This window comes from Planctomycetota bacterium (genome assembly GCA_016872555.1).
GTDB lineage: Bacteria > Planctomycetota > Planctomycetia > Pirellulales > UBA1268 > F1-20-MAGs016.
The window spans coordinates 25,131-40,180 of the sequence record VGZO01000023.1 but is presented as its reverse complement, the minus strand read 5'-3'; the positions used below and the strand labels follow the sequence as shown (position 1 = coordinate 40,180).

Below are 15,050 nucleotides of genomic sequence, written 5' to 3'. Positions count from 1 at the left end.
GGAGGGCGTTGAGACGAAGACCCCGGGATCCGACGACGATCCGATCGCCGACCAGGGCCTGCTATCGGATCGGGTGGCGGCGCGGGTTGAGCCTGACGATCGGGCGGCCCGGACCGAAGGTGCCCATGTCCCCCGACCGCCGCCACGTGACATCCCCCGCCGCCTGCAATTGACCCCCGTCCGCCCGCCTTGCTACGGTCCGCCACTTCCCAGGATTCCGATCCTGCGCCGGCTTTTCGCAGTCGCAGAAGGACGGCGCGCGGGTTTCCCTCCCATGGCCATGACGCCGACGGCGCGCTGCCAGCGATCGATGCCGCGGGCGCCGTGCCCTCGAGGGAGCGCATGCGTGGTCGCCGTCCTCGTCGTTCTCTCCGGTGCCACGAGTGCTCGAGGCCAGTCGCCCGGCGTGTTCCCCGGCGGCATCAGCGTTGCACCGCTCGTGCCCGATCACCTGGCCACGGAGTTCCCGGGCGGGGAGCCGTTCGCCTTCGATGGCGTGATCCCGGCCGGCGCGATCGTCCCCGCCACGCCGTTGGCGCCGGGGCAGGGGCCCGACACCGACGGCCTCGGACCGCCGTGGGGTGAGCAGCGCACGCAGCGCCGCTTCTGGTACGCCCGCAGCCTGTCGGCGACCTGGATCCCGCGCGGCCCGGCCGACGGCTTCGGGATGGTCGACGTGCCGCTGGCGCTGACACTGGCGCCGGTGTGGTTCGACGACCTGCCGGCGCTGACGGTCACCCCCGGGTTCGGGTTCCACTTCTGGCAGCCCCCCGACGTGCTCGAACTCCCCTCGACCGTCTACGACTCGTCGATCGACGTCACCTGGCGGACGCCGCTCACCGAGCGCCTCGGCCTCGGCCTCGGCATCACGCCGGGCGTCTACGGCGACTACCGCTCCTGGAACCCGCGTGCGTTCCAGCTCACCGGCTGGGGAATCGTCGATGTCCGTGTCACCGACGCCTTCTCGCTCCTGGCCGGTGCCGCCGTGGTCCGCCAACTCGACCTTCGCGTGCTGCCGGTGGGCGGGCTGATCTGGTCGCCGCGCGCCGACACGCGCCTCGAACTGCTCGTACCGCGCTCGCGTCTCTCGCGCAAGATCGCCGACCTCGCCGGGGGCGGGGCGGCCTGGGGCTACGTCGCCTGCCAATTCGCCGGCGGCACGTGGGCGGTGACGATGCCCGACGATTCGACCGCCGTCGTCACCTCGAGCGACCTCCGTGTGGTGCTCGGCCTCGAGGTGTTTCGCAGCCGCACGATCGCCGGCGTCGGCGAGGTCGGCTACGTCTTCTCGCGCACGATCTCGGCCAACGGTACCCCCGAATACAACCCGTCCGACGCCCTCATGCTCTCTCTCGGAGCGACTTTCTGACTTTCGCGCCCGCGGGGCCATCGTGGCCCCCGCGGGCTTACGCGGGCGGAGGGACAGCCAAGGTGTCCCTCGCCCGCGGCGGTCGCACCTCCCGGCGACCGTGGCCGCCGCCAGTGGGCGGCGGCAGGGGTGCGGTGGGTGAACCACCACGAGCGCTGAGGGGCTGCCCATGCCCCGGGAGCCGGCGTTCAGGCGACGAGCGGAGCCATGGATGGCGAAGCGAAGTCGTCTGCGAGCGACCGGAGGCCTGGAAGGCCGCAGTGAGCGTCCGGCGACGGGGCGTGGGCAGCCCCGACCCCGCACCAGAACACGCAATCCAGCCAGGCGACCGTAAGCCGACGCCGGGACGGCGCTCCGCCATCAGGGAGCCTGCCGGGAGGCCGAGCGGGCGATGTGGTGGTGGAACGCGTCGGCGAGTGCCAGCCAACTGGCTTCGATGACGTTCTCGCTGACGCCGACCGTGCCCCAGATGTCGTGGCCGTCGGTGCTTTCGATCGACACGCGGACCTTCGCCGCCGTGCCCTCCTGGCCGTTGATCACCCGCACCTTGTAGTCCAGCAGGTGCATCGATCGTACCGCCGGATAGCGCGGCTCGAGCGCCTTGCGGACCGCCGCGTCGAGAGCGTTGACGGGGCCGTCCCCCTCGGCGACCTCGTGGCGCGTCTCGTCGCCCACCCGGAGCTTGACCGTCGCCTCGGTGAGCGTCTCCTCGGCCTGTCCGGGCGCGACCCGGCTCTCGACGGCGACGTTGTAGGCCAGCTTGTCGAATACCGGCCGGAACGTCCCGGCACAGCGCTCGACGAGCAGATCGAAGCTCGCCCCCGCCGCCTCGAACTGCCAGCCGTCGTTTTCCAACCGGCAGACCTCGGCGAGGACGCGCTCCATCAGCGCCCGGTCGTGGCGCAGGTCGGGGCGGGCAACGAGGGCCTGGATGTTCGACCGGCCGGAGAGCTCGCTGACGAGGATCCGCCGCGAGTTACCCACCGCCTCGGGGGCGACGTGCTCGTAGGAGCTCGTCGCCTTGGCGACGGCGTGGACGTGCATCCCTCCCTTGTGCGCGAACGCGCTCGACCCCACGAACGGCTGCCCGGGGCGATACGACATGTTCGCGGTCTCGTAGACGAACCGCGACAGCTCGGTGAGGTGGGCGGTGCCGGCCCCGCCGAGCACGACGTGGCCGGCGGACTTCAGCGCGAGATTGGCGACGACCGCGATCAGGTCGGCATTGCCGCAGCGCTCGCCGAGACCGTTGATCGTGCCCTGCACCTGGATCGCACCGGCCGCGACCGCGGCGAGCGAATTGGCCGTGGCGAGATCGCAGTCGTTGTGGCAGTGGATCCCGACCCCCTGGTCGAGGTCGGCGGCGCGGAGGACGTCGACCGCCTCGCGCACGATCCGCGCCAGCTCGTCGGGGAGCGTGCCGCCGTTGGTGTCGCAGAGCACGATCCGCGTGGCGCCGGCGCGGGCCGCGGCCAGGATCGTCTCGGCGGCGTAGGGCGCGTCGAGCTTCCAGCCGTCGAAGAAGTGCTCGGCGTCGTAAAACACCTCGCGGCCCGACGCGACGAGATGGCCGACCGTCTCGGCGATCATCGCCAGGTTCTCCTCGCGCGACACACCCAGCACCTCGGCGACGTGAAACGCCGACGTCTTGCCGACGATCGCGATCACCGCCGTGCCGGCGTCGAGCAGCGCGCGCATCCCGGGGTCGTCGGCGGCCGCCATGCCGCGGCGCCTCGTCATCCCGAACGCCACCACCCTCGCGTGGGCGAGGGGGAGATCGCGCACGAGCGCGAAATACTCGGCATCCTTGGGATTGGAGAGCGGATAGCCCCCTTCGACGAAGTCGATCCCGGCGGCGTCGAGGCGCCGCGTGATCGCCAGCTTGTCGGCGAGCGAGAAGTGGACCCCTTCCCCCTGGGCACCGTCGCGGAGCGTGGTGTCGTAGATCTCGATCGTGCGCGGGTGGGTCATCGGAGCGCGGGGCAGGGGAGCGGATGGCAGGGAGCGGAGTATAGCCCGGCTCCCCCTCAGGGCCGCGCACCGGCCGCTGCCGGCTCGTCGCGGAGCGACGCGAGCCAGGCGACGAGGTCGCGGAGATCGCGCCGCGAGAGGCGCGTGGCCAACTCGGCCGGCATGGCAGACGCCCCGTCGCGCCGGTCCTCGATGTCGGCCACCGGGACGCGCGTGAGACTGCCGTCGGCGCGGACGAGCACGATCTCCTCGGCGCTCTCCGTGCGCACGATCCCCGCTTCGGTCCGGCCATCGGCGGTGACGAGCACGACCGTGCGGTAGCCGTCGGCGATCCGGGCGCTCGGTTCGCGCAGGCTCTCGAGGAGATAGGCCCGGTCGCGCCGCGAGCCGATCCCGTCGAGGCGCGGCCCGACCTCCCCACCGCCGTCCCCGACCCGGTGGCAGCGGAGGCACTCGACCGTGGCACGGTGCAGGAAGACCTCCCGGCCGCGGGCGGCGTCGCCCCCGTCGAGGAGATCGTCACCGGCACTCTCGATGGCCGTGCGCAGGGCGGTGGGCACGCGGTCGCCGACGAGCGCGAGGGTCTCGAGCCGGAGCCGCGGATCGCCGGCGCCGCTGCCCAGCGCCGCCGCGAGACGGTCGAGCAGCGTTGTAGGCGCGGCATCTCCGAGCTGCCCGAGAATCCCGAGCGCCGCCTGCTGCTCGCGGAGGCGCTCGTCGTCGGCGGCCCGGGTGCCGAGAGCGGAGGCGAGCTCGTCGGCGAGCCCCGCGGTGGCGCCGTGGCGCACCCGGACGCGCCACGCCGCGGTGCGTAGTGCAGCGGCCGGCGCGGCGGCGAGTCCCCGCGTCAACTCGAGCGCCGCGGCTCCATCGACGTTGCCGAGCGCTTCGAGGGCGGCCCCTCGCGCCGCGGCGGGGCGGCCGCCGTCGGTGACGGCGGCGGCGAGGAGGGCGGCGACGCCGTCGATGCCGAGCGTCGCCGCGGCGTCGAGCGCCGCGGTGCGCACCGCCTCGTCGTCGGTGGCCAGCAGCGTGGGAATCACGGCGGCGAGTGCCCGGCGCGCCGGCTCGGCATCGCGCGGCTCGAACGGCCGCCAGCTGCCGATCACCCGGTCGCGCGGCCGCGGCGCCGCCCAGCCGGCCAGCAGCGCCAGCACCTCGAGCCGCCGGGCCGCCGGCATGCCGGCGCTGGCCGCCAGCGCGGCGACTCGCTCGGCGTCGGCCTCCGTCCCCTCGCGCTCGGCGGCGGCCAGGGCCCGGCGCAGGAAGGCGTCGCCGTCGAGGCCCTCGCGCGGACCGGTGAGGAGCTTGCCGGCGAGCGCCCGGGTGGCCGCCGCGATCGGAACGTCGTGGATCGCGCGGGCCGCTTCGACGACGATCGCCGCGTCGGCGTCGTCGAGGGCGCGGGCGATCGCCGGATCACCGTGGCGGCGGAGGGCGAGGACGGCGGCGAGCCGCACGGCCCGGTCGGGATGGCCGAGCAGCGCGCCGAGCGCCGGGCCATCGGCGGCACCGGCGAGGGCCATGACCAGCGGATGACGGGCATGGGGATCGGGCGTGGCGTCGCGCGCGCCGGCGGCCGCGATCGCCGCGACGATCCGCCCGACGAGCGCCTGCCGGTCGAGCGAATCGGGAGCGCTGCCGGCGAGGCGGCCGATAGCGATCGCCGCGGCGCCGCGGACGAACGGATCGCCGTCGTCGAGGCGCGGCACCAGCGCCGCGATCGCCGGGCCCGCGGCGGGGGCCTGGTCGCCGAGGCAGCGCGCGGCGACGAGGCGCACCTCGCGGCGCGGATCGCCGAGCCGGCCGAGGAGGTCGTCGGTCAGCGTCCGGCGGCGCGCGTCGCCGGCAGGCAGCCGCCGGGCGATCTGCTCGATGCCCCACAGCGCGTGGACGACGGCGAGCAGCGGCTCGTCGGCCGCCAGCCGGGCGCGGAGCGCCGCGTCGTCGCCGCGCCGCGCCAGCTCCCACTGCGCTTCGAGCCGGATCCGCCGATCGGCATGGGCCAGCAGTTCGGTGAGCCGGGGGGAGGGCAGCGCCGTCCAGTCGCCGGCGAGGAGCGTGCGGACCTCGGCGACGGCGCGCGAGTGCGCGGCCGCCGCGGCGGGATCGGCGGGGCGGGGGACGAAGCGCCACAGCCGCCCCTTGCCGAGGCCGTCCCAGCCGTGGACCCAGTCGCTCACCCACACCGCGCCATCGGGGCCGATCTCGACGTCGGTCGCGAGGACGTGGCGAAACGTCTCCTCCTCATCGACGGCGGCAAAGGCGCTGCCGGCCGGCTCGATCCGGAAGCTGCGCACCGAGCTGGTGGCGGCGGCGCCGCGGAAATCGGCGAGGAAGAACCGGCCGCGCCAGGGTTCCGGCAGTGTGCCGGGATCGGCGGCGAAGCCCGCCGGCCCGGCGCCGATGTGGGCCAGCGGCGGCACGATGAACGCCGCCTGCCCCGGGAATGCCGTCCGCCACAGCTCCTCGCGGTTGAACGGCCCGCGGTCGGGGAGGTACTGCACCGGCCCGCGCCAGCCGGAGTCGCCCCCCGGCACGATCCACACGAGTCTCGTCTTGTCGCCGCCGTCGGTGTTGTTGTCGACGGTAAACAAGTTGCCGAGGTCGTCGAAGGCGAGCTCCTGCGGGTTGCGCAGTCCGGTGTGGACGACCTCGAGCCCCGAGCCGTCGGTCTCGCAGCGGAACACGGCGCCACTCTCCGGGTTCTGGAGGGAGCCGTCGCCCCCGTCGACGGCGTAGCCGCGGTCGCCGATCGAAAACCACAGCCGGCCGTCGGGGCCGAGCGTGAGTCCGTGGAGATCGTGGCCCTGGATGGCGACGCGCACGCCGTAGCCGGTGTGGAGCGGCTCGCGCCGCTCGGCGATCCCGTCGCCGTCGGCATCGACGAGGTGGTAGAGCGACGGGATGCAGGCCAGCCAGACGGCGCCGCGCCGGGCGACAATCCCCGCGGCATGGCCGTCGACGAGCCGGTTGAACCCGTCGGCGAAGACGGTCGCCCGGTCGGCGCGGCCGTCGCCGTCGCTGTCGACGATCCGGCGGACGCGGTCGGTCTCGGCGACCCACTCCGGCGCCCGGTCGCCGAGCAGGCGAACCATGAACGCGAACCTGTCGTCGACGTGGCGCGAGGCCAGGTCGGCGTCGAGCCAGGTGTCGTCGTTGATCCGGACGTTGTCGCCGACCCCCTTGTGGGCGCGGAACGCCTCGCAGGCGTAGACCACGCCCGTCGCCCGGTCGATCGTGAACGCGACCGGGTTGGCGATCAGCGGCTCGGCCGCGAACGGCTCGACCGTGAACCCCTCCGGCACCCCGATCGCCGCCGCGGCGCCGACCGGTTCGTCGCTCGCCGGCGCCACGCGCGGCTCCCGCGCCGGCGGCGGCGGCTCGATCCCCGGCACGGCCGGCGGGGCGCTCCCGCCCCGTGGAGCGCCGACCGTCGCGCAGGCACCGAGCACCGCCGCCCACGCCACCCGCTTCCACGCCATCGTCCGTCCTCCCGTCACCCTGCTGCCGGTCCGTCGGCCCACACCGGCCGCTGGTAACGGTAGGCGGGCTTGAGCGACACGTCCTTGAACGGCTCGCGATACAGCACCGACGTCGACGCCGCGACCGGGGGCACGAGCCACATCCAGCGGCCGTAGGGCTCGCGGCCGGCGGCCTGCTCGTTGCGGCAAAACTCGAGAAACTCGTGGCCGACGGCGTGGTGGTCGGCGATCTTCACCCCCGCCCGGTCGAACGACCAGAGCACCGCCTCGGTGAGCATGAGCTGCGCCTTGTCGCGCCACAGCGTCCGGTCGTTGCCGATGTCGAGCCCCATCCGCTCGGCGATCTCGGGGAGGAGGTCGTAGCGGTCGGCGTCGGTGAAGTTGCGCGCGGCGATCTCGGCGTCGAGGTACCAGCCGTTGAACGGGGCGAACGGGTAGGTGACTCCACCGGCGTCGAGGGCCATGTCGCTGACGGCAGGCACGGCGTACCACTTGAGCCCCCGCGCCGCCAACCAGGGATGATCGGGGTGCGACAGCGGCACCTCTGGGCGGCAGTCGGCGGGGAGGGGATAGAGGCGCGGGCCGGTGGTCGGCGTCTCGATCACCAGCGGGAGGAGGTCGAAGTCGGTGCCGGGGGGCTCCCAGCCGAGGTCGATGATCCGGCGCGTGAGGGCGTTTTGCGCCGGGTCGCCCACCTGGCGTCCCGAGCGGAGGCGGAGCCCGGCGTAGCGGAGCAGCTGCGGGTTCCAGACCCGCGGCGCGGGGCGGTCGGGCGTGGTGGGGGCGAAGACGGTGATCGCCGGGCGGATGTTGCCGCCGTTGAAGGCGAAGCGGAGGTGCTCGAACAGCGCCTCGGCGATGTCGTCGGGAGTATCGAGGTGGCGGCAGTCGCGGAGGTGGAGCGCCTGCCAGTGGAGCCGGCCGACGCAGCGGCCGGCGTTGCGCCACGCGAGCCGGGCGGCGAACGCCAACTCGTCGGCGGTCTTCCGCCACGTGCCGGTCGCCGCGAACGCCTCCCTGACGCGCGTGATCCGCTGGGCCGGATCGGTGCCGGGGCGTTGCTCGGCGAAGTACTGCAGGAGGAACCGCTCCGCTTGTTCGACCGCGGGCAGCGTCGTGGCGATCGTCACCTCGCCCCCGGGGGGACCGGCCGGCGTGAACGGCCGGCGCCGCCAGCCGCCGGGGCGGCCGACACTTCCCTCGCCGCGGAGCGGATGGTCGAAGCTCTCGCAGGCCACGGCCACGCCGGGCAAGCCGGCGAGGGCGGCGGCGACGGTGGCATTGAAGTCGGCCGGGCCACACGCGATCACGTCGCACGCGCCTTCGGCCGCCACGCGCTGACGAAGCGCCGCGCCGCTGATCCGCCCCTGGCTCGCGGACCACCAGGTCTCGAGGCCGATCCGTCCGGCCTTGGCCGCTGCCTCGAGCTCCGCCAGGTAGGGTGCGGCGTCGCGGGAGCGCGCGGAAAAGATCACCCGGATCCGCCGCGTCGCCGCCAGGCTCCGCACCGCCGCGATCGCCGGCGTCACGCCGATGCCGGCGACGACATACACCAGCGTCGCCGGGCCGTCGGCCGCGGGGCAGCACTCTCCCTGCGGCGGCAGCACGCGCACCAGCGTGTCTGGCCCGGCGGCGGCCAACCAGGGGGAGAACAGGCCCCCTTCCTCGAGCTTGACCCCGAGCTCGTAGCCGTCGGGGCGGGCGGCGGTGAGCGTGTAGGGGCGGCCGACCCAGCGGCCGTCGATCAGCCCCTCGACGCGTACGTGCTGGCCGACGGCCGCGGCCGGCAGCGGGCGCGAGTCGATCGGCACGAGCCGGGCGCGCACCGCACCGACGGCCAGCGGCGCGATCTCCACGCGGCACAGCGCGAAGCCACCGCCGCCGAGGAGGGCCGCCAGCCGGCCGCGGCAGCCACCACACACGCCGCCGGCGCCGGTCACGCGCACCAGATCCTCGACCGTCGCCGCCCGGGCCGCGGCGGTGCGGATCGCCCCCGCCGTCGCCAGCGTGCAACTGCAGACGATCTCGGCGCCAGTCGGCACGCGCTGCGCCGCCGCCTCCTCGAGCCAACTCCCGGTCGCGGTGAATGCCCGGCGCTGCCAGTCGGCGACCGCGCCGCCGCGCAGGAGCAGCCCCATCAGCGCCGGCAGGTGCGGCCAGGCGCCGGTCGTCGACAGGCCGACGAGCCTGTCGCCGTCGCCGAGCATGATCGAGACGGTGCCATCGGGAGATGAGACGACGTCGCGCGGCACTTCAGCAGCGCCGCTGCGAACCGCCTCGGTGCGTGGACCGGCGGGAAAGTGGCGGACGCGCACCCGCCCCGCGGCCGACCCCGAATAGTCGGTGACGATGCACGACTCGTCGCCGACATGGGCGAGATACCGGTACGCGGTGCCGAGCGTGGGGAGGTCGTGGGCGGTGGCGAGGCCCTCGAGCATCGTCGCGAACGGCCCCGTGCCGCGCCGCGAGCCCTCGAGCGCCGTCGCCTCGATGACCAACAGCTCGGCGGCCGACAGCGCCGCCGCGCGGAGCCGGCGTGGCCGGCCGGCGAGCGTGCCGCGCTCGCCGACGAGCAGCCCGGGGCCGATCGTCTCGCTCGGTTCCGGGCACCCCGGATGCCAGAGGCCGATCTCGCCGCCGAGGACGAAGTAGGCATGCGTCGAGGGATCGCCCGGCTCGAACAGCACCTCCCCCGCGCGGAGCTGCCGCGACTGGGCCGGCGCCGCCCCGGTGGCGCCGGCGAGCTCGGCGGCCAACGCGCGCCACTTGCGCCACGCGTTTTCGACCGACTGGCGCTGCAGCGCGGCGCCGGCGGCCGGGTCAGTGGCGATCCGCGCTCCCAACAGCGCCCCGGGCAGCACGGCCACGGTCGCCGGCTCGAGCGCCAGCACGGTCGCGGTGCGGAAGTGGCGCCCGGCGACGAGCGCCTGTTCGCCGAGGAAGGAGCCGGGGCGTTCGACGGTGTCGATCCGGCGCAGCCCCGCGCCGGCGCCGCGGACATAGACCCCGAACCGCCCCGCCAGGAGCACATAGGCATCGCCGGCCGGCTCGCCTTCGGTGACGAGCACCTCCCCCTCGGCCACGTCGAGGCGCGTCGCCGCGGTCGCGAGCGCGTCGACGTCGGCCCCCGGGCTGGCGGCGAGCAGGTCGCCGAGTGACTGCCTGACCAGATCGCGCTGCGTGGGGGAGAGCATGGCGGCGAGAGAGGGCGCGGGACGACCGATCCGGGACCGGCGGCAGTGTACCGGGCAGCCGCGCCGGGGCTCCTGGGCAGCCGTGCCGCTGGCAGGGTACCGTGGGGAGACGAGACATCATCCCGTGCGGAATGCCGACTACGACACGATCATTCGGTCATTCCGCTGATGTCGCCCCGCGCGAGACGACGTAGGTCGGAAACGACCCGTAGCGCTTGTCAAAGTCGAGCTGCCGCACGAACGTGCAGCGGAACGCGGCGTGGCTCTCGAGCGCCGCACGGGCCGCGAACGCCTCGGTGGCATAGACCTGCCCCGGAGGTGTCTTCGGTTCGAGGCGCGCGGCCTGGGCGATGTCGATCGCCGTCAGTCGCGGCCGGACCGTTGGCCCGGGTCGGTGGCTGTCGCGGCAAGGCGATTCTCGTGGATCTCGGCGTTCGACAGGCCCCACAGACGGGCCGGGCCGTCGTCCGACCCCGTCGCCAGACAGCGGCCGTCGGGGCGGAAGGCGAGTGAATTGACCGGACCGGCATGTCCCGCGAGCACCGCCAGCGACACCCCCGACGAGGCCTCCCACACCCGCGCGGTCTTGTCGCGCGAGCCCGTCGCCAGGCGCGTACCGTCGGGGGCGAACGCGAGGCTCGTGATCGGAAGTGAGTGCCCGGTGAGGGTCGCCACCTCCGCCCCCGTCGCCGCGTTCCAGATCCGTGCCGTCGCGTCGTCCGATCCGGTCGCGAGGCGAGTGCCGTCGGGGCTGAAGGCGAGGCTCGTGACCGCGAGATCGTGCCCCGTGCAGACGGCACGCTGGCTCCCCGTCGCCACGCTCCAGATCCGCGCCGTACGGTCTCTCGACCCGGTCGCGAGGAGCGTGCCGTCGGGGCTGAAGGCGACGGCATTGAGCCGGTCGACGTGCCCGGAGAGCACGACGACCGTCGCTCCGCTGGCCACGTCCCAGACCCGCGCCGTCTTGTCGGTCGATCCGGTGACGAGGCGGCTGCCGTTTGGACTGAAAGCAAGCGCGGTGATCGACCAGGTGTGTCCCTTCAGATCGGCCCGCACGGTTTTCGTCGCGGTGTCCCAGATCGACAACCGGCCATCGGCCGACCCGGTCGCCAGGCTGCGGCCGTCGGGGGCGAAGGCGATCACCGTGAGCGGCTGGCGGTGTCCCCGAAGGACGCCAAGCGACGCTCCAGTGGCCGCGTCCCAGATCCCGGCGGTGCCATCGACGGAGGCCGTGGCCAGCCGCTTCCCGTCGGGACTGAAGGCGACGGCCGTGACCTCCGCCTCGTGCCCCACGCACGTCGCCAGCGAGCGATCGATCGCCGACCGGAGGATCGCCAACTCGAGCGGCATGGCGGCGGCAGCGCCATAGGCGGCGCGATGGGCGGCGACGGCGTCGGCGAAGACGTCGCTGACCCGCCGCCGGTCGCGGGTGTCGAGGACAGCCTCGAGCTTCTCGAGCGTCGTCGTGTAGACGCGGCGCTTGGCGCGCAGCGCCTCGGCCGCGGCCGCGCGCCACTGCCCGACCGCGACGACCGCGACGACCGCGGCGAGAGACGCCACGATCCAGAGCACGGGCTTTCTCATCGAGTGACTCCCGGCGGGTGGAGGCCATCCCCGTAGTGCTTGTCGCCCACACCCCTCAACTGAACCACCGACCCGAATCCACGGCGACCGGATATCGACCGAACGCCGGGCATTTCTGGCCCTACCCATGCCGCCCGCGCGGTGGCAGTGGCGCGACGCGAACTGAAAAGATGCGCCGCGGTGCTGCCTTCTTGACGGCGAAGGGAACGCATGTATAGGTTAGACGACCACGGGGCTTGCGAGGACACTTTCCCCATGGACATCGCCGGCGTTCGCGAGGCACTTCACGCGCAGCCGTTCGTGCCGTTTTCGATCCGGCTGGCCGACGGTCGGTCGCTGCCCGTGCCGCACCCCGACTTCGTCGCCCTGACGCCGCGGCGGGTGATCGTGGGGGCGGCCGACGATACTTGGTCGGTGGTCGAGCCGCTCCTGATCGTGTCGCTCGATCACGGCGGGGACCGGGCACCGGACGGGCTCGATCCCGGAAGCCACGGCCGACGGGCCGGCTGACGGGCTCGCCGGGGCGAGCCTGGCCGAGGGCTCAGTCGTCGTCGTCCGCGTCGGACGCGGCGGCTTCGTCGTCGTCAACGGCCGAGCCGTCGTCGGCAGACGCATCGTCTTCCCAGGCCTCGTCGTCGTCTGACGTGGCGGAAAACGTGTCGAGAGCGTCGGCGTCGGCGTCCGCCTCGGCGAACGCGTCGTCCTGCTCGAACGACTCGCCGTCGTCGTCCCCCTCGCCCTCGTCGTCGTCGTCAGTCTCGAACTCGACCGGCTCGGGGGCAGGGCGCCCCACCTGTTTCGCGGTCAGCCCTCCCGCCGGCTGGGGCTCGCCGGCATGCGGCTGGATCTTCAGCTTCCGCGGGGCGGGATCGGGGGGCGGGGCCGGCGTGCCCTTCCGCGACGCCCACTGCTCCATCGTGAGGAGGACCTCGCGCGCCTGGCTGCCGGCATACTGGCCGACGACGCCGTCTTCGGCCATGAAGTCGATCAGCCGCGCGCCGCGGCCGTAGCCCACGCCGAGGGCGCGCTGGAGGAGCGACACGCTGCCGCGCCCCTCGCGGATCACCACCTCGACGGCGGCGTCGTAGAGGTCGTCCTTGTCCTGCGGCGAGCCGGCGGGGGTGGCCTGGGCGTCGGCGGCGCCGGCGGGCTGGAGGTTGACCAGCTCCGCGGCGTACTGCGGCGTGTCGGTGCCGACCGCGGCCATCACGCGGCCGATCTCGTCGTCGCTGACGTAGGTGCCCTGGCCACGGAGGATCTGGCTGGTGCCCGGGGAGAGGAACAGCATGTCGCCGTTGCCGAGGAGGCGCTCGGCCCCCATCTCGTCGAGGACGACGCGGCTGTCGGTGCGGCTCGCGACCTGGAACGCGATCCGCGCCGGCAGGTTGCTCTTGATCAGGCCGGTGATCACGTCGACGGTCGGCTTCTGCGTGGCGAGGATCAGGTGGATCCCGACCGCGCGGCTCTTCTGGGCGAGGCGGATGATGTGCTGCTCGATCTCCTTGCCGGCGGTCATCATCATGTCGGCGATCTCGTCGGCGATCATCACGATGAACGGCATCGTCGTCGGGATCGCGTCGGCCTCCTCCTGGCTCGGCGGGTTGATCCGCCGGATCAGCTCCTCGCGGCCGATCTGGTTGTATTGCGTGAGGTGACGGACGCCGACCTTGGCCAACAGCGCGTAGCGTTCCTCCATCTTCTGCACCGCCCAGGCGAGGATCGCCTCGGCCTTCTTCATGTCGGTGACGACCGGGTGCATGAGGTGGGGGAGCGACTTGTAGGGCGTCAGCTCGACCATCTTCGGGTCGATCAACAGCATCCGCACCTCGTCGGGCCGGCGCGTCATCAGCATCGACACGATGATCGAATTGAGGCAGACGCTCTTGCCGGTGCCGGTGCGGCCGGCGATGAGGAGGTGGGGCATGGCGGCCATGTCGACCACCATCGGATTGCCGGCCACGTCCTTGCCGAGGTAGATCGGGATCTTCATCGCCCGGCTCTTGGCCTGCGTCTCCTCGATCACCTCGCGGAGGCGGACCATCTGCCGGGTGGTGTTGGGGACCTCGATGCCGACCGAGTTCTTCCCCGGGATCGGGGCGACGATCCGCACGCTCGGCACGCGCAGCGCGATCGCCAGGTCGTCGGCGAGGTTGGCGATCTTCGCCAGCCGCAGGCCGGCCTCGAGCTCGATCTCGTACTGCGAGATCACCGGTCCGGTCTCGATCTCGACGACGCGGACCTTGAACCCGAAGTCGCCGAACGTCTTCTCGAGCACGCGCGCCCGCTCGCGCACCTCCTGCTCCTGCTCCTCGAGGTGCATGTGCTCGGCGGGGAGGAGAAGGTCGAGGCCGGGGAGCTCGTACTCGGCCGCCGGATCGGGCGACAGCTCGACCACGCTCACCGCCTGGCGCCGGTTGGCCGTCGAGCGGATCGGCACCGGCCGCGCCACGGCGGGAGCCGGCGCCGCGACGGCGTCGTCGTCGTCCGAGGCGTCGCTCGGCTCGTCGGCTGCGACCGAGTCGTCGTCGATGAACGAGTCGTCGTCTTCCGGCGGTAGCGTGGCGGCGACGGCGCGGCGGCGGACGCGGATCGTCGGGCCGTCGTCGGCGGCGTGGTCGGCGTCGTAGGCGTGGTCGGTGTCGTCGTCAGCCGTGAGGTCGATGGCCGGGCGGAGAGGCGCTGCGGCGACGCTCGGTTCCTTCGTGGCGAGCGCCGGAACGGGCAGCGCGGCCATCGCCTCGGCGGCCCGGCGGCCTCCCCCGGCGACGAGAGCGACGGCGGCGGCCACGCCGGCGCCGATCGCCGTCGCGATCGCGATCACGCCGTGCCCCACGGCGACGAGCCAGGCTTCGGCGAGGAGCCAGCCGCCGGCAAGGGCGACGCCGACGGCGGCGATCACGGCGCCAGTGGGCGCGAGCCAGCCCTCGGCGAAAAACCTCCCCAACGCCCCGAGCCTGCCACCGGGGCCCCACACGGGCCGCGCGACCCAGGCCGGCAGCAGCAACGCCATGAGCGTGCACAGCCCGAGCGTGGCGAGCACGGCGCCGGTGGTCCGCAGCGGAAGGTCGGCCAGCGCGCGGCGGCGGAGCAGCTGCCAGTCGAGCGCGGCCAGCAGGAGGACGACCAACCAGGAGGCGTGGCCGAAGGCGCTGATGAGACTCGCCGCCACGATCGCGCCGACGAGACCACAGGCGTTGGCCGGTCCGACGGGCGGGGGAAAGACGCTTCCCGCCGGTGGATCGGCGGGATCGAACGTCGCCAGTGCCACCGCGAGGAGGACCACGACCGCCAGCAGCACCAGGCCCGCGATCCCGCGGAGGCGGTCGGTCGACGCGACGATGCCTTCTTCAGGGCTCGCCGCCGGGGGAAGCGCGACGAGAGGGCGCGAGGGGGGGAAGGGGCGCGCGGCGGCGCCGCGGCGCGGGATGGTGGCCATGGTGGAGTCCT

6 protein-coding genes and 1 pseudogene are annotated in these 15,050 nt (G+C 73.7%); 2 read left to right on the top strand and 5 right to left on the bottom strand.

Translation table 11 applies throughout. The features are described 5' to 3' along the window. Positions 1-1,217: 1,217 nt before the first annotated feature. Positions 1,218-1,511, top strand: a complete 294-nt coding sequence (locus FJ309_09545) for a hypothetical protein (protein ID MBM3954841.1) — start codon at positions 1,218-1,220, stop codon at positions 1,509-1,511. Between the two features lie 218 nt (positions 1,512-1,729). On the opposite strand, the gene FJ309_09540 is transcribed toward FJ309_09545, so the two are convergent. The 4 genes from FJ309_09540 to FJ309_09525 all read right to left on the bottom strand — a co-directional run bounded on the left by FJ309_09540 (position 1,730) and on the right by FJ309_09525 (position 11,732). Further along, positions 1,730-3,340 (bottom strand): citramalate synthase, encoded by a 1,611-nt coding sequence (locus FJ309_09540; GenBank protein ID MBM3954840.1) that lies wholly within the window; start codon positions 3,338-3,340, stop codon positions 1,730-1,732. A gap of 56 nt (positions 3,341-3,396) precedes the next feature. Next, positions 3,397-6,825 (bottom strand): c-type cytochrome, encoded by a 3,429-nt coding sequence (locus tag FJ309_09535; GenBank protein MBM3954839.1) that lies wholly within the window; start codon positions 6,823-6,825, stop codon positions 3,397-3,399. A 14-nt stretch (positions 6,826-6,839) separates the two neighbouring features. Beyond that, the gene (locus tag FJ309_09530; GenBank protein ID MBM3954838.1) at positions 6,840-10,019 is read right to left on the bottom strand and encodes a cyclic nucleotide-binding domain-containing protein; all 3,180 of its coding nucleotides are present in this window, start codon (positions 10,017-10,019) and stop codon (positions 6,840-6,842) included. Between the two features lie 363 nt (positions 10,020-10,382). Next, a complete protein-coding gene (locus FJ309_09525; protein ID MBM3954837.1) occupies positions 10,383-11,732 on the bottom strand; it encodes a WD40 repeat domain-containing protein in 1,350 nt (449 codons plus the stop codon). Between the two features lie 126 nt (positions 11,733-11,858). Between FJ309_09525 and FJ309_09520 the strand changes: the two genes are divergently transcribed. Then, positions 11,859-12,113, top strand: coding sequence for a hypothetical protein (locus tag FJ309_09520; protein ID MBM3954836.1), 255 nt, complete (start codon positions 11,859-11,861; stop codon positions 12,111-12,113). Between the two features lie 394 nt (positions 12,114-12,507). Here the strand turns inward: FJ309_09520 and FJ309_09515 are convergent. After that, positions 12,508-15,039, bottom strand: a pseudogene (locus FJ309_09515) (DNA translocase FtsK). Positions 15,040-15,050: the final 11 nt, after the last annotated feature.